Source organism: Lachnospiraceae bacterium JLR.KK008 (assembly GCA_037015955.1).
Lineage (GTDB): Bacteria > Bacillota > Clostridia > Lachnospirales > Lachnospiraceae > VSOB01.
On record CP143548.1, the window covers coordinates 33,714 to 50,891 of the forward strand.

General features: G+C 45.7%; 14 protein-coding genes and 1 CRISPR repeat array. All 14 genes read left to right on the plus strand.

Annotated features, from left to right (window positions below):
- Positions 1-670: 670 nt before the first annotated feature.
- The 14 genes from V1224_00215 (at position 671) to V1224_00280 (ending at position 17,103) form a co-directional block, all read left to right on the plus strand.
- Positions 671-1,180, plus strand: a complete 510-nt coding sequence (locus V1224_00215; protein WWR15924.1) for a hypothetical protein — start codon at positions 671-673, stop codon at positions 1,178-1,180.
- A 237-nt stretch (positions 1,181-1,417) separates the two neighbouring features.
- A complete protein-coding gene (locus tag V1224_00220; protein WWR15925.1) occupies positions 1,418-2,398 on the plus strand; it encodes a hypothetical protein in 981 nt (326 codons plus the stop codon).
- A gap of 54 nt (positions 2,399-2,452) precedes the next feature.
- A complete protein-coding gene (gene cas3 / locus V1224_00225; GenBank protein ID WWR17390.1) occupies positions 2,453-4,897 on the plus strand; it encodes a CRISPR-associated helicase Cas3' in 2,445 nt (814 codons plus the stop codon).
- Between the two features lie 50 nt (positions 4,898-4,947).
- Positions 4,948-5,703, plus strand: a complete 756-nt coding sequence (gene cas5c, locus V1224_00230; GenBank protein ID WWR15926.1) for a type I-C CRISPR-associated protein Cas5c — start codon at positions 4,948-4,950, stop codon at positions 5,701-5,703.
- A complete protein-coding gene (gene cas8c, locus V1224_00235; GenBank protein ID WWR15927.1) occupies positions 5,669-7,609 on the plus strand; it encodes a type I-C CRISPR-associated protein Cas8c/Csd1 in 1,941 nt (646 codons plus the stop codon). Before cas5c ends, cas8c begins: the two co-directional genes overlap by 35 nt.
- A gap of 14 nt (positions 7,610-7,623) precedes the next feature.
- Positions 7,624-8,475 carry a type I-C CRISPR-associated protein Cas7/Csd2 gene (gene cas7c / locus V1224_00240; protein WWR15928.1) on the plus strand — a complete coding sequence of 284 codons (852 nt, stop codon included), beginning with the start codon at positions 7,624-7,626 and terminating at the stop codon, positions 8,473-8,475.
- Positions 8,475-9,152, plus strand: coding sequence for a CRISPR-associated protein Cas4 (cas4, locus tag V1224_00245; protein WWR15929.1), 678 nt, complete (start codon positions 8,475-8,477; stop codon positions 9,150-9,152). Before cas7c ends, cas4 begins: the two co-directional genes overlap by 1 nt.
- Positions 9,153-9,190: 38 nt before the next feature.
- A complete protein-coding gene (gene cas1c, locus V1224_00250) occupies positions 9,191-10,222 on the plus strand; it encodes a type I-C CRISPR-associated endonuclease Cas1c (protein ID WWR15930.1) in 1,032 nt (343 codons plus the stop codon).
- A gap of 8 nt (positions 10,223-10,230) precedes the next feature.
- A complete protein-coding gene (cas2, locus tag V1224_00255; protein ID WWR15931.1) occupies positions 10,231-10,521 on the plus strand; it encodes a CRISPR-associated endonuclease Cas2 in 291 nt (96 codons plus the stop codon).
- A 165-nt stretch (positions 10,522-10,686) separates the two neighbouring features.
- A CRISPR array of direct repeats spans positions 10,687-11,849; the repeat unit is 32 nt; unit sequence GTCGCTCCCTACGCGGGAGCGTGGATTGAAAT.
- Between the two features lie 388 nt (positions 11,850-12,237).
- Positions 12,238-13,257, plus strand: a complete 1,020-nt coding sequence (pdxA, locus tag V1224_00260) for a 4-hydroxythreonine-4-phosphate dehydrogenase PdxA (protein ID WWR15932.1) — start codon at positions 12,238-12,240, stop codon at positions 13,255-13,257.
- A 30-nt stretch (positions 13,258-13,287) separates the two neighbouring features.
- Positions 13,288-14,649: a four-carbon acid sugar kinase family protein gene (locus tag V1224_00265; protein WWR15933.1), complete on the plus strand. Its 1,362-nt coding sequence runs from the start codon at positions 13,288-13,290 to the stop codon at positions 14,647-14,649.
- Positions 14,650-14,687: 38 nt separating this feature from the next.
- Positions 14,688-15,710, plus strand: a complete 1,023-nt coding sequence (locus V1224_00270) for a 2-keto-3-deoxygluconate permease (GenBank protein ID WWR15934.1) — start codon at positions 14,688-14,690, stop codon at positions 15,708-15,710.
- A 104-nt stretch (positions 15,711-15,814) separates the two neighbouring features.
- Positions 15,815-16,318, plus strand: coding sequence for a YcxB family protein (locus V1224_00275; GenBank protein WWR15935.1), 504 nt, complete (start codon positions 15,815-15,817; stop codon positions 16,316-16,318).
- 23 nt (positions 16,319-16,341) lie between these two features.
- On the plus strand, positions 16,342-17,103 hold the full coding sequence (locus tag V1224_00280) for a DeoR/GlpR family DNA-binding transcription regulator (GenBank protein WWR15936.1): 762 nt from the start codon (positions 16,342-16,344) through the stop codon (positions 17,101-17,103).
- Positions 17,104-17,178 lie beyond the last annotated feature (75 nt).

Sequence of the window (17,178 nt, forward strand, 5' to 3'; positions counted from 1 at the left end):
TAATTTTTGAGATTATAAATGAGTAAAAATTATTTGAAAAGAGATCCTACTATTAAAATAATGAGCTATATTCAGGAATAAGTGACTGCCGAGTTGGAAAGGGAGTATCCCGGGTGTATCCGATATACAGATATTTTCTTGCCGTCGGTATTGGCAAATATTAATGCATCGATAAAAGAACAGTTTATTATTTTTATTGATGAGTGGGACTGTCTGTTTCGGGAGGATAAAAATAATAAAAAACTTCAAAGAAAATATATTAACCTGCTGAGAGAATTATTTAAAGCCTTCTATCGGGAGCATTCTTAAAGCTGGCATATATCACGGGAATTTTGCCAATCAAGAAATATGGTACACAACCAGTAGCAAAGAACTTGGAAACTACTGGTCTTGAACAGAAACATACGAATCATTGAAACTGTATATTACAATGGATTTTCATGAATTAAGGCAGTTAATTGTGGACATGCTGAGCGGGCAATGGGTTTTCCGACATGGTTTTCTTTCCGAAATGTGCTTGCTGGAAACCAGCTTTGGTTTAGGAATTGAAATGTGATTTTAAAGAGTGATGGTGTTCAACATAAAAATAATATGCCATTTGACACAAAAATGTTCATAACGTATAATAATAGGTGCGGCACAAAAGAATAAGACATCAGGAGGAAACGTTATGAAAAAGTGGAAATTGTTAGTTGTTGTAGGAGCTATGGTGTTGGGCTGTGCAGGCTGTGGGGCTCAGGAAGCGGAGGTGAACAATCTGCCGGAAGAAGCAGTGGAGGAAGTTGCTGTAGAAGAGACCGGTGAGGAAAGCGGACAGGCAGAGAGCGAAGCAGAAGAGAAAAATGAAAACTTTAATGACTTGGAGGAGCAAGGAGACAGTGGCGAGATCGCGGCATTTGCGGAAGAAATTCAGGCAGCAGTCTCCAATCAGGACATGGAAGCGCTTGCCGGTCTGTGCAGTTATCCGGTGGCCGTAAATGGGGACGTTGTTGAGGATAAGGACGCCTTTATGAAACTGGGAGCGGATGTGATTTTTACTGAGGACAGATGCGCGACGATCGCGGCGGTCGATGTGCAGGCATTGGAAGAGACGATGGCCGGTGTCGTCATGGGAGATGCTACCCCGAATATTATTTTCAAGTCTGTTGACGGAACGTTAGGGATAACGGGGATTAATTAAGAGTAGAGACATTTTTTATGGAATACATGTTTAAAGGCGGAGAGCTTTCGGGCTCTTCGTTTTTTTATATTATAATTTTTATTTAACACGAATTGCCGACAGATAAGTATATAGAAAAATGGTTTCATTGGAGATATATCAAAGATTAAGCGAAAAATAATAACATAAAAACTTATATTTTAAAAATATTGACAAAATAAAATATATAATGTTAAAAATTGAAAGGAAGGAAGAAATATGAACTATAAAAGTATCATAGAAAATTTTATTAAAGAATATCCGGATTATAAAAGTGATGTTGCGAATTTTGAGGAATATCTGGAAACGTATTGGGGCAACTCATTGTCTGGAGATTCTTTTCGCATCTTATTAAAAGGCATCGATGTAGAGTTTATACTAAAAAGCTTAATTTATAATGTTGAAGAAGTAAGAAGAATTAAAAGTAAAACAAAGGCAAAGCGTTATTCGACTGTTATTGGCCAGCTATTCAATTACATTCGAAAGACAACAGACATTGTAAATCCTGAATTGTATGACGCGATTTCATATAATAGATTACGGGAAAACTCTTATATGAAACAAATGATGTCTTACATTTTGAAGTGTGACATGCTGGCGGGAATTGTAGAGCAGGAAGCTTTATCGTCGGATCAGATAGAGAAAATTATAAAGTGGACAGATGAGCAACTTGATGGACAAGATTGGATTGATGAAACAAAATTTAAAAAAGCAATGGCAGCTATTGGCATTAAAATGATGACGGCATATGGGCTTACATACCGTGAACTGAGAAAAATAAAATGGAGTGATTGTGATAGTATATATGGATTTGTTACGGTAAATGGATTTGAACTTAGACTGCCGCCTAAATTGGCAATACAATTAGGCAGAATGGAAAGATTCGTTTTAGAAAGAAAAATAGTCACCAAGAAAGACTCGTTGTTTGTTAATTGTTCAGGGGAACCATGGGCTGATGTAACATCGTATTCTGGAATCCCAGATTATCTTGGCGCTTTGATTGATGTTACCAGTGTGACGAGCATTATAAAATACGGAATAGGACAGCTTCTAAAGGCTGGATTAAGCGATTCTGTTATCAAAGAAATAACAGGAGCAAGCGACAAAATCATTCAAAATTGTTTGGTTCATGAAGACTGTGAACTGAAAAGAATCGTTAACAATAAAATAGCCATGGCAGAATTCTATTATGAGCTCTAATGGGTAATCTATAAAATTGGAATGAGAATGATTAAACGAAAGAGGGTAGATTTCATGATCGCGCATATTTCAAACGATAGACTTGAGAGAAAAGAATCGGTGGCGGAACATACCGAAAAAACGACCTATTTGTGCAGGGAAAAGGGCAGGCGGTGCGGGATTTCCCATGTTATGTCATTGTGTGGTATCTTTCATGATCTGGGAAAGAATAAGCAGGCGTTTGCGGATTATATACAGGCCGATGACAGGACAAGGCGTAAGCTGAAGGGGATGGTCGCACACGCTTCGGCAGGCGCAAAATATCTGTATGATATGTATCACGGCCTTTCCGGCAATGTGAGATTCATGGTGGAAATGATTTCCTATGCGATTGCAGCGCACCATGGATTGTTTGATTGTGTGAATAATGAAAATATCGATTTATTTTCGAAGAAATTACAGATAGTCGAAGACTATGGGGAGGCATGTGACAACGCGGGTCGGGACTATTTGCATGAATATGAGGTTGATAAAATATTCACAAACGCGTCGACTGAATTTGATATGGTCTGGAAGCGGATCAGGGAACTTTATACAAGACTGACGCCGTTATTGTCAGGCAGATATGGTCAAAAGGCCAATAAGATGTTATCTGACTGTAAATATTTTATGCTTGCATGTATGCAGCGGCTTATACTGTCGATTCTGATCGACTCTGACTGGGAGGCGACCTCAGATTTCATGGCTGGCATTGATACACTGTCGAAAGGACGAGGGACTGATACCGGAGAAATCTTTGGGACAGCGCTCAGAAATTTTGACGTTTATATGCAGGACAAGCTACAGGCAGCCGCAGCTTCGCAGCTTACGGACCGGGAACGGGAGATCATCGATGCCAGAAATGTGTTGCAGGATGCGTGCAGGCAGTTTGCCGGACATCCTGCCGGCATCTATTGTCTGCCCATTCCTACAGGCGGTGGTAAAACGCTCAGCGGTCTCGCCTATGCGCTGGAATATTGCAGATTACATCCGGAAACGGAGCGGATTATCTATGTATCGCCTTATATCAGTATTACGGAGCAGAATGCGCAGGTATTCCGTGAGGCGATCGGCAACGAATCGTGGATACTGGAGCATCATTCATCGGTAGTCAGAAGGGATGATAACGAAAGCGGAGAGAGTAAGCAGGAGGATTACCGGCGTGAAAAGCTTTCCAGGTATGATATAAACTGGGAAGACCCCTTCATCTGTACGACATTTGTCCAGTTTATGAATACACTTTTTTCAGATGAGAAGGTTTCGATACGGCGGATGCACCGTCTGGTCAATGCTGTTGTGATTATTGATGAAGTGCAGTCGATGCCGCTGAAATGTGTACATACATTTAACTATATGATTAACTTTTTACATGCGGTCTGCCATACCAATATTGTTTTATGCACAGCAACACAGCCAACACTGGAAGAGGCGGAGTGCCCGCTCTGTTACAGCGTACCAAAATATATGATCACGGACAGAATGGGCTGGTTTCACAGGTTTGAGCGGGTGAAAATCAATACGCCGGTAAGAAACCAAAAATATACATTGGAGAGTCTGGGAACAGAAATTATGGAACGAACGTCAGAATATCATTCAATCCTTGTTGTCTTAAATACAAAGTCCGCGGTCAGAACATTGTATGATATACTGAAAGAGAAAAAGCTCCGTGTCGAATATCTGACGACAAACTTATGCGCGCAGCACAGAAGTGACAAAATCCGTTCGATCAAAGAGGCGCTTGAGGACAGGCAGGAAAGGATTATAGTCGTCAGCACCAATCTGATCGAGGCAGGTGTGGATCTGTCGTTTGCCTGCGTCTATCGGTCGATGGCAGGCCTGGACAGCCTGGCACAGACAGCCGGACGGTGTAACAGGAATGGAGAGCTGGCTCAGGGCGTGATACATCTGATTACACTGGAAGGCGAGCACACCGGGAATATGGTGGACCTGCAGAGAGGTATCGGGGCGGCGGAGAGTGTCATATATCAATATGAAAAAACTGAAAAGAAGGACAGCCTGCTTACACCTGTATGGATGGATGAATACTACAGACGTATCTATGAAAGTGCGGCAGACAGCATGAATTTTCCGGTCACAGATCTGGATACCAATATTGTGGAACTTTTGTCAGAGGGATTTGAGCTGCAGGAGAAGAAGAACTATATGAATCAGGCGTATCAAACGGCGGGAAAGGCATACAGGGTTATTGATGACAGGTCTTTTGGCGTGATCGTACCTTATAAAGATGGAGAACGGATTATCGAGTCTATCCGCAATACATCTGATATGGCAGAGATAAAAACATATATCCGACAGGCACAGCGCTACACGGTAAACCTCAGGGAAAATCAGTGGAAAAATTACAATGGGCTGATAGAGCCGGTGAGTGATCAGATAGCGGGACTTTATATGGTAGCTGCTCCCGGAGCCTATCATCCTGACTGTGGGATCACATCCGAATGGGAGACGCTGATCATTTAGCTTTGATCGATTATTTTTGTAAATACAAAATGAGAAAGGACAGGTGAGAGATGGACAAGCCGAATATCATTGAATACAAGGTATCGGGCAGATACGCACTATTTACAGATCCTCTGTCAAAGACAGGTGGAGAAAAGTGCAGCTATCAGATACCGACCTATCAGGCACTAAAGGGAATCACGGAATCCATATACTGGAAACCGACAATTACATGGGTGATTGATGCCTGCCGTGTGATCAAACCGATACGGACGGAGTCAAAGGGAATCAGGCCGATCCGATACAGCGGTGGGAACGATCTGTCATACTATACCTACTTGTCTGATGTGGAATATCAGGTGAGAGCGCATTTTGAATGGAATGAGAACAGAGAAGACCTGGCGCATGACCGGAATGAAAATAAGCACTTCGACATTGCGAAACGGATGATAGAGCGGGGAGGAAGAAGAGATGTATTCCTGGGGGCAAGGGAGTGCCAGGGGTATGTGGAACCGTGCACGTTTGGTGAGGGAGAGAGCGCGTACTGTGGCAGGAACCTGTCATTCGGTATTATGGTACATGGCATTACTTATCCGGGTGAGGCTGTCCGGGAAGAAGAAAAGGGAAAAATGACGGTACGTCTCTGGAATGTGCAGATGAAAGACGGAATGATCTGTTTTCCATGTCCGGAACAGTGTGAGATCAGGCATATCCTGAGGGATGCCAAGCAGAAGCAGTTTGTGCCGGGTAAAAATTTCAGAGGATTGCAGGAGTTTGAAGGAGGTGATTTGTTTGGCGTGGTTGAAGACTCTGGCAGAGACATATGATGCCTGTGCCGATCAGGCAGGAATAGAGCGGAACGGTCAGGCGGTATTGCTGCCCATCTCACACTCGACCTTCAATGCCCAGATCGAAGTGAAGATCGATGAGAATGGAAATTTTCTGGACTCTGTGAAACTGGATAAGGGGCGCAATGTCGTAACGGTCATTCCGGTCACGGAAGATTCGGCTGCCAGAAGCAGTGGTATTGCCCCGCATCCGTTATGTGACAAGCTCTGTTATGTGGCCGGGGACTATACTTTGTATACCGGTGATAACAGGGAGAAGTATTATGAGGCGTATATGGAACAGCTGCGGGACTGGGCAGAGTCGGAATATACGCATCCTATGGTACAGGCAGTATATCAATACCTTGCCAAAGGATCACTGATTCATGATCTGGTGGAAAATCATGTGTTGCAGCCGGATGATGCCGGAAGACTTTCGGATAGCATGAAAATTCAGGGGCTGGGACAGACGGGAGCCAATGTTCGCTTTAAGGTCATCGGCGGCTGCAGGCCGGAGGAAGTGTGGAAGAATCAGGAGCTATATCGAAGATACAGCGCCTATTATGAGCGAAAGGCCGGAGAGGAAGGGTTGTGTTATGTGGAGGGAAAGATCATGGCCTGCTCCGACAAACATCCTTCCAAGATCCGTAACAGTGGGGATAAGGCAAAGCTGATCTCGGGAAACGATGAATCCGGATTTACATACCGTGGCCGGTTTACAGCAAAGGAACAGGCAGTTTCAGTCGGCTATGAAACTTCACAGAAAGCGCATAACGCTTTAAGATGGCTGATTCAGAAACAGGGGTACACACGGGACGAGTCGGCGATCGTCTATTGGATGACCAACAGAGAGATGCAGCTTCCGGATATAATGCAAGATTCTGTCAATGCCTATCAAAAGATTGATGATTTTGACTTTGATTTTGATCATATCGAGTTGTATCAGACAAAGACAAGAAAATATGATACAGGTAAATATTTTGCCGAACAGTTTCAGCGTGCAGTGAACGGCTATGCAGGGAAGATCAAAGAGGATGACAAAGTTGCGATCATCGCGCTGGAAGCGGCGACGACTGGCCGGCTTTCCATCGTATACTATGACGAGATGGGCGCAAGACAGTATATTGACGCCGTGCTGGACTGGCAAGAGCATTGCAAATGGCGGCGTACAGTCAGGCTGGAACGGTCAGAAGACGGAAAGGAAAGGATCACTTGTGAAAGCAGCCCATCGCCCAGAGCGATGGCACTTGCGGCCTACGGCGTACAGCGGTCAGATTGGCTTGAGGCGGACAGCAAGCTGATCCGGGCGACGGTAAAACGGCTGCTTCCGTGCATCACACGGAAAGGGAGGAAGATTCCGGCAGACCTGATCAAAGCGGCAGTAAGACGTGCCTCCATGCCGGAGACAATGAGTGATTTTATCTGGTATAACGACTCATTATGTGTTACCTGTGCAATGATCCGTTACAATTACGAAAAGGAGTATGGAACGATGGACAATTTTCTGAAGGAACATTTGGATGACCGTAATGTTTTGTTTGGCAGACTGCTGGCAGTTTATGACTATATGGAACAGCGGGCGATGTATGAGCGTGATGAAAGTGGAAAAGTCAGAGACCGGCGAACGACGAATGCAAAACGGTACTGGAATGCATACAGCAGCAGGCCGGCGAAAACATCTCAGACGATAAAAGAGAATTTGAACGCATATGAAAGAAAGTTAACGAATTATGAGTGGAAAAAGTTTGAAGAGTGGACGCTTGAAATTATGACACATATGTCAGGCGACATGTACAGCAATATGGCGTTGTCGGAATGGTATCTGCCGGGATATTATAAACAGCTGGAATATATGAAGAATCATTTTTACAATAATACGCAGGAAGATGCAGAGGAAGAAGAGTAGAGGAGAGAATAGCAATGGGTGAATTTACAAACAAAATTGACTTTGCAGTATTGGTAATGGTGAAGAACGCAAATCCAAACGGGGATCCCCTGAATGGAAACAGGCCACGCGAGACATACGATGGTTTTGGAGAGATTTCCGACGTGTGTATCAAACGGAAGATCAGGAACCGCCTGCAGGATATGGGAGAAGCTATTTTTGTGCAGAGCGACGAGCGCTGCGACGACGGATGTAAAAGTCTGGCCGACAGGGCAAAGAGCAATGAAACAATGAATCAGGCGCTGAAAAATAAAGACAAAGACGCTTATGCAAAGGCGGCCTGCGAAAAGTGGATTGACGTCCGCAGTTTCGGCCAGGTGTTTGCATTCAAAGGGGACAGTGTGTCCGTAGGTGTAAGGGGACCGGTCTCCGTACACTCCGCATTCAGCGTAGTGCCTGTCTCAATCGACAGTATGCAGATTACGAAAAGCGTCAATGGTGAGACGCAGAAAGACGGGAAGAAATCGGCGGATACGATGGGTATGAAACATAAAATATCCTCGGCGTTATATGTAGTCAAAGGAAGTATCAATTATCAGCTTGCGGAAAAAACCGGATTCAGCGATGAAGATGCGGAAAAGATCAAAGAGGCTCTGCGTACGCTGTTTGTCAATGACAGCTCTTCCGCAAGGCCGGATGGGAGTATGGAAGTGTGTAAAGTGTACTGGTGGAGGCATAACTGTCCCATGGGACAATATTCTTCCGCAAAAGTTCACAGACTGGTCGGGATCGGGACGAAAGTGGACGATCCGAAGGAATTTGCGGATTATGAGATTCATGTCGGTTCTCTGCCTGATTTACAACTGGAAGAGATCGAAGGTATCTGATGATGTATGCGGAAGAAGATTATCTCATGCTTTCCGGCATTCAGCACTTTGCGTTTTGCAGAAGGCAGTGGGCGATCATAAATATCGAACAACAGTGGGAGGAAAATGGCAGAACGACAGCCGGTGAGTTGATGCATAAGAAGGCGCATGATGAGGGCTCTTTTGAGAAGAGAGGCAGTCTGCTGACAGTCAGAGGACTACGTATTGCTTCCCGTGAGCTGGGACTCAGTGGACAGTGCGATGTTGTGGAGTTTCGGGAGGATGCAGACGGTGTTCTGCTGTTTGGATATGACGGGACATGGGCACCGGTGCCGATAGAATATAAACGCGGAGTACCCAAAGAGAACAATGCGGATGAATTACAGCTTTGCGCCCAGGCGATCTGTCTCGAAGAGATGTTTCAGATCAGGATACCGGAAGGATACTTGTATTATGGAGAGAACAGGCGGCGCAGCCATGTCGAATTCACGGACGACCTGCGACAGCAGGTAAAAAAGACGGCGCAGGAAATGCATGACCTTTATCAGAGAGGACATACGCCAGGCAGTAAAAGTTCGAAAAAATGTAAAGCGTGTTCACTGGAAAATCTGTGCGTGCCCAAACTGCAAAAGGCAATGAAAGTCAGGGATTACATGGAACGGCATATAAGACTCGCTGATGAAAGACAGGAGCCATAAACATATAACCGGATGCCGGAGAGTACGGAGGTGTTGATATGCGGAAATTATTAAATACATTATATGTTATGACTGAGGATTGTTATTTGACGCTTGATGGCGAAAATGTGGTAATATTGAAAGACGAAAAAACGCTTGGCAGATTTCCGCTGCACACGCTGGAAAATATGATATGCTTTACTTATAAAGGGGCAAGCCCGGCGCTGATGGGAGCCTGTGCGCAGAGGAAGATTGGAATGACTTTCTTTTCGCCCAGAGGTGCATTTTTAGCCAGAGTCGTCGGCAAAGAATATGGAAATGTATTGCTTCGAAAGGAGCAGTACCGAATATCAGACAATGAGAGCAGAAGCGCCGCATATGCGAAAAACATGATTGCAGGCAAGGTCTTTAACTGCAGATGGAGCATAGAACGAACATTGCGGGATCATGCGTATCGTGTCAATGCGGAAAGGTTGAAGCAAGTATCACATGCTTTGTACGATATGTTACCGGAAATCGATGGTGCGACGGCTCTCGATGAGCTGCGGGGATTCGAAGGGAAAGCGGCGGAGCAGTATTTCTCCGTGGTGGACGATATGATTCTGAATCAAAAAGAAAATTTTATGTTTACAACGAGGAACCGCAGACCACCTCTGGACAATGTCAACGCCCTGTTGTCGTTTGCCTATACGGTACTTGCAGGGGACTGCGCGAATGCGCTGTCAAGTGTCGGTTTGGACCCATATGTAGGATTTATGCACAGAGACAGGCCGGGCCGGACTTCGCTGGCCCTTGACCTGATGGAAGAATTGAGACCGGTTATGGCGGACAGATTTATTCTGACACTGATCAACACAAAGGCGATTCAGACGAATCATTTTGAGAAACAAAAAGATCATGCGGTTTTCTTAAATGATGACGGCCGAAAAGTATTTTTTCACGCATGGCAGAATCGTAAAAAGGAAGGGATCACACACCCGTATTTAAAAGAAAAAGTCGAATGGGGACTGGTCCCCTATGTGCAGGCGCTTTTGCTTGCACGAACAATTCGGGGCGACATCGAAGAATATCCCCCATTTTTTTGGAAGTAGGTGTTTGTATGTTAGTATTGATTACATACGATGTCTGTACGCAAAGCGCAGCGGGAAAAACGCGCCTGCGTAAGGTTGCCAGGGAATGCGTAAATTATGGACAGCGCGTGCAGAACTCTGTTTTTGAGTGTATTTTAGATGCCTCACAATTATTACTGTTAAAAGACCGGCTTGTGTCGCTGATCAACGATAAGGAAGACAGCCTGCGGTTTTACTATTTGGGAAATCATTATCAGACAAAAGTGGAACATTTCGGCAGCAAAGATTCCTATGAGGCAGAAGGTATTTTGATGATCTAAACTGGTGCGAACAATAAGCTGACATTAAATGCCTGAGAGGTTCGCACCATGAAAAAGTAACAAAAACACAATGATTTAAGTTATTATATGAAACAATAATATTGTAATTTGTCAGTATTGTCTTAGCAAAAATCTCTAAGGCTTTAAAAATTAGTGACTTTTGCTGTCGCTCCCTACGCGGGAGCGTGGATTGAAATTTCTCCCTTTATGCCTTTTAAAGCTGTTTTCTTATGTCGCTCCCTACGCGGGAGCGTGGATTGAAATAACAAGTTTTTCGTAATCCTTTTCCAGCGATAATGTGTCGCTCCCTACGCGGGAGCGTGGATTGAAATAGTTTCTTTCGGGGATTTATAAATTTTCTGAAAGTCGCTCCCTACGCGGGAGCGTGGATTGAAATTGTTTGACAAATATCTAAAAGAGAGCTATAATTAGTCGCTCCCTACGCGGGAGCGTGGATTGAAATATCATGTGGTCTGTCAGTATGGATGCGTCTATATCGTCGCTCCCTACGCGGGAGCGTGGATTGAAATCTTTCTGTGGTATAATCTCCCTATCAAATGATAGTCGCTCCCTACGCGGGAGCGTGGATTGAAATTAAAGAGCATCTGCCATTTCGGTAGGTGTTCTTTGTCGCTCCCTACGCGGGAGCGTGGATTGAAATTATTTGGATGTCTAATCTGTCTATTGTCGCCATGACGTCGCTCCCTACGCGGGAGCGTGGATTGAAATCTTTTTTTAAGAGAGCTAAACAGGTATGGATACATGTCGCTCCCTACGCGGGAGCGTGGATTGAAATGTCAAGTAAAAATGCTTTACACCAGCTGACTGTGTCGCTCCCTACGCGGGAGCGTGGATTGAAATCGTCAGCAGATAAGTTTGAGCGGTGGATTTTTGAGTCGCTCCCTACGCGGGAGCGTGGATTGAAATCGAGATAACGGCAAAAATTGATAAAAACGCCGCTGAGTCGTTCCCTACGCGGGAGCGTGGATTGAAATAGATATTACATTAATGATTAAACATATTATGTTAGTCGCTCCCTACGCGGGAGCGTGGATTGAAATACAGAAATCCTTGTACTGTGATACGCTGAAAAAGGGTCGCTCCCTACGCGGGAGCGTGGATTGAAATTGTAGATAAGTGGGTAGAGATTGGTCAGAACATGAGTCGCTCCCTACGCGGGAGCGTGGATTGAAATTCCACAATAGCGGTAGTAGTCCATCTATTCCGGTGTCGCTCCCTACGCGGGAGCGTGGATTGAAATAAACACCAATCAGGCATATGCAAGCCAAACAACGAGTCGCTCCCTACGCGGGAGCGCGGACCTGAAATATTACTATATATATAAATCCGGAGGGTTGCAGCTTCTGGATTTTCTTTTTGCGTTTTCTCTGTTCCATGAGGCAAGTCTTCGCTTAAAATCTGATTAAAGACTTTCTGTTCTGTGCATTCATCTGTTTCTCATATTTGGAATGTTGTCAATTCAGACTTGTATTACCGAAAATTTACCTGTACCAATTATAGTGGAAGTAAGCAAAAGTAAAAACGAAACAAAACGAAAATAATATTAAAAAAAGTAATGCAAAATGCACAAATATGACATATGAAAAGTATGAAACTATACGAAATGACAAAAAACAGTTGTAAAAACGAAAAAAATAGATATAGAATGAAAATATAAAAACAGATAAACAAAATATATCGAAAGGAAAACGAAATATGAGCGAAAAATTCAAACCGGTAACAGCGATTACGATGGGAGATCCGGCAGGAATCGGACCGGAGATCGTAGTGGGAACGATGCTCTCTCAGGAAATCCATGATTGTTGCAGACCTTTTGTCATTGGTAGTCAGGCGATTATGGATAGGGCGGCGAAAGTATTAGGCAAGGAATTAAAATATCATTTCATTTCTGATCCGTCAGAGGCAGAGTATGTGTATGGAATCGTGGATATTCTGGAGACCGGTGATTATGATACGGACTCCATTGAATGGGGGAAAGAACAGAAGTTGGCAGGGCAGATGGCGATCGACTGGATCATGAAATCAATCTCTCTCGGCATGGAGGGGAAGATCGACGCGGTGTCGACATCACCGATTCACAAAGGTGCGATCAAATTGGTCGGGGTAAAAGAACCGGGTCACACGGAAATATATCAACATGCGACGAATTCTCCCTATGCACTGACGATGTTTTCCTGCCATAAATTGAGAGTGTTTTTTGCCAGTCGTCATATGTCTCTTGTAGATGCCTGCCATTATGCGACGAAAGATGTCATTTTGGAGAATGTGATCAATATTGACAGGGAACTGCGCAAAGTGGGGATTGAAAATCCACTGATTGCCGTTGCCGGATTGAATCCGCATAATGGTGACAATGGCCTGTTTGGAACGGAAGAGCTCACGGACATCGGTCCGGCAGTGGAAGCGGCAAAAGAAAGAGGAATTAACGCGATCGGTCCCTGTCCCGCAGATTCCGTATTTCATATCGGAAAATCAGGGAAATTCGATGCGATTCTTTCCCTCTACCATGATCAGGGGCACATTGCATGTAAGACACTTGATTTTGAGAAATCTGTAACGCTTACATTCGGACTTCCGTTTATCAGAAGTTCCGTCGATCACGGTACGGCATTTGACATTGCCGGCAAGGGGGTTGCAGGCTGTGTCAGTCTGATCGAATCGACGAGGGTAGTGGCAGAGTATGCGGCAAAGCAGCATGAGAGAAATGTAAAATAATGGAAAATTAAGAGAAAGAGAGGGGTTACTATGCCATCGATCGGAGTAGTTGCGGATGATCTGACAGGTGCAACAACGACAGGGGTATTGCTTGCGAGAAGCGGAGCAAAGACACACGTTTTCTTTAATGTGGAAGCGGCTTCGAAGGCAGAGCGTGCGGAAGCGCTGGATGCTGTCATCATTAGCAGCAACAGCCGGCCACTTCCTGCCAATGAAGCATATGAAAAAGTAAAGGATGCTACAATTACATTAAAAAATATGGGTGTCAAATATTTCCAGAAACGGACCGATACGACGATGCGCGGTGGTATCGGCGTAGAGATTGACGCCATGCTCGATCAACTTGACAACGATACGGTTGCCGTAGTCGTACCTGCCATGCCGCAGTCGAGAAGAATATTGGTCGGCGGCTATTCCGTGATCGACGGTGTCGCGCTGATTAACACACCGGTGGCACGAGACGTAAGGACGCCGGTCAGGGAAAATTATATTCCCCGGCTTTTATCGGGACAGACAAGGAGAAAAGCAGGTCTTGTTACTCTGGACAATGTGCTGGAGGGCAGCGATGGGATCAGGACAGCGATGAAACGTCTGCGGGAGGATGGCTGCCAGGTTATCGTTGTCGATGCCATTACCCTGGAAGATGTGGAAAGTATTGCGCAGGCGTGTATTACGCTCGGCTGGGATGTCGTCAGCGTGGACCCGGGGCCGTTTACTTCCAAACTGGCATATTGCCGGGGGTTGATCGATGTGGAGAAAGATAATGTGCCACCGACGGCCGATGAGGCGGGCAAGACCGTTCTCATTGCGGCGGGAAGCGCCACACCGGTCACAAAACGACAGATGGAAATCCTCTGTGAAGATCAGCGGCATGTACGGATCAGCGTAGATCCGCTCATATTGATCGAAGGCGGCGACGATGCACTCGATGAGGCGTTCCGGGCGATCCACATCGCAGTTGACCTGCTGGAGTCGGAAGCGCCGCCGCGGGCGATTCTTTTTGAGACGGCGTTGCATGGACCTGTCCTTAATCTGGAAGAAGAAGACAATAAAAGACATTATGCCGATGGCATGAGCGCAAACCGGATCAACGGAGGATTGGGCATTATTATTTCTCAGGTTCTGGAATTGGCTGGCAGAGAAAAGATAGCGGGACTGTATACAACAGGTGGAGATACGATGGTGAATGTCTGTCATCAGCTCGGCGTGGAATGTATCGAAGTCATCGACTACGTGATTCCGCAGACGGACATCGGACGGCTTGTCGGCAGCTATGACGGACTGCCGATCGTCGGCAAAGGCGGTCTGACAGGTACGGATACTTCCGCATGTGAGATCGTGGACCGACTGTTTCGGGAGGCAGCCAGATGTGCGCCCTGTGTGGAAGTATAGCAGAGTACTTAAATATAGTAAAATAGAGGAGGAAAACAATGAGCGAACAATCGAAAGATGTGAATAAACAGACGGATCTTAATATATTGAATAAGATGAAAAACCTTCCGGGCGGCCTTGTCATCATTCCGCTTGTGATTGCGGTACTGCTGGCGACTTTCGTTCCGCAGGTTTTTCAGATCGGTGGTTATGTGACAGCGCTGTTCTATGAAGGAAATTCCTGTATGATGGGTTTCTTCCTGATCGTATGCGGCTCCATGATCAACGTCAAGCAGGTGGGGATGCCGCTGTACAAGGGTGTGATCATGACAGGTACGAAATTTGTCCTTGGTGTGATCGTGGGGCTTATCGTAGGCACGATCTGTGGGCCGGAAGGATTTTTAGGGATTGCGCCTTTTGTACTGATCGCAGCGATTACAAATTCCAACGGCTCTCTTTACATATCGCTGTCATCGCAGTTTGGGAATGCGACAGATACGGGAGCGATCTCTGTCCTTTCTCTGAATGACGGACCGTTTTTTACCCTGATCGCGTTGGGTGCGACAGGATTGGCAAACATCCCGATCAAGTCTCTGATTGCAGTACTTGTGCCTTTGCTCATCGGGTTCGTATGGGGGAATCTTGACAAAGGTTTCCGCGATGCCTGCAGACAGGCGCAGCCGATCGTCACCTTTTTTATGACGATTTCGATCGGTGCCAAGACAGATGTGAAGACGATTCTCATGGCCGGTGCGTCCGGTATCGTACTCGGATTGATCTCTGCAGCGACGGCGGTCCTCTTCTTCTTTGTCATTAATCTGCTGCTCCCGAGGAAAGAGAGAAATGCGATGGGGGCAGCGATCGGTACAACGGCTCTGAATTCTGCCATGACACCGGCGGCAGTGGCGGAGGCTGACCCGACAATGGCGCCTTATGTGAGCATGGCAACCGCGCAGTGCGCGACGGCATCGATTATCACCCTGTTCCTCTGCCCGTTTATTACGGCGGCGTTTGACAAATATATGCAGAAACGGCAGAAAGGTATCTATAGTCCGGACGGATGGGCTTATAACGGAAATTAAGACAGAAATTAAGAGTGTAAAAAGTCCTTTTATATGTTAAGATATAAAAGGACTTTTTTACAGAGAACGCCGGGCGGACCGGTTGAGGCTGTAAAGGAGGACTTATGAACAAGATAACGGTACATATGACGAAGGAAGCACTGTTTGATTTTCTTTTGTTTCATGCGTATTCGAAATTCAGTGGATTTTTGATCAATATCCTTGGATTGGCTGTGGCGTTTACAGGCGTCTTTATGTATCTGTCAGGAAAAACAGGTGCTGTCAGTGTGGCGCTTTATCTTGCGGCGGCGCTGCTCTTTCTCGGAAATATGCCGTTTCAGCTCAGCAGGAGAGCAAAAAAGCAGGTGCTGACCAATCCCGAATATTGTAATCCGGTTATATATACCTTTTCGGAAGAGGAAGGGATCTTTGCAGAATATGGGGAAAATCTGCATCACTATTCCTGGGAGGAGATCGAGAGGGCGGTCGTGACGCCAAAGACGATTGGCATCTATTATGAGAAAGAGAGAGCCTTTATCATTCCGAAGCAGGATTTCGGCGACCAATTTATTGACATTTTTCAGATGGTCGCCAGACATCTTGGCAGGAACAGAGTGAGAATGCGCTGACACATGGCTGTGGGGAGGCATAGATGGAGGAACGCAGACAGAAGATTTTGCAGCAGATAAAAGAACGGGGAAAAGTGCGTGTCGCGGAGCTGAGCAGAGAACTGAACTGCTCGGAGGTGACGATACGCAATGACATTAAAAATATGGATGCGGAAGGGCTGCTGAAACGGACTCATGGAGGGGCGGTGAGGATTGGCGGAGAACCGGAACGGAAATATGCTGCTGAGAGCATTTATCGCCACACGGAGCGTAAGAAAAAGATTGCCGCATGCGCCTATGAGTTTCTGGAAGATACGGACACGATCATACTGGATGATGCGTCGAGTACCTTTTATCTGGCAGCCCATATCCGACAGCATCCGGAGAAGCGTCTGGCGATTGTCACGAATTCTCTGCTTGTGGGAAATGAACTTGCCGGAGCGGCGCATGTGGAATTATATATGTTAGGAGGCTATGTGGGCGGCCATCTGGCGGCGACGATGGGAGACGCCGCCATACGCAATATCGAACAGTTTTGTGTGGACAAGGCTTTTATCGGTGTCCACGGTATCAATTTTGACGTTGGCATCACATCGATTGCCACACCGCAGATGCAGGTAAAGAAAGCGATTTTCCAGACGACGGATCAAGTGTATGTGCTGGCGGACAGCAGTAAATTTGGCGGCGGTTATCTGTCAGTCATCTGTCCAATCAGAGATGTTTACAAGATTATTACAGACAGTGAGGTCTCTCAGGAGTGTATCAGGAAGGCACAGGAGGCGAAAGTGCCTCTTGTAATCGCATAGAAAGGCTGCGCCGGCTGTTAAAAAATAGGAAAATTGGAAAGAAAAACTTCATTTTTTTGTAATAAAAACCAGTTG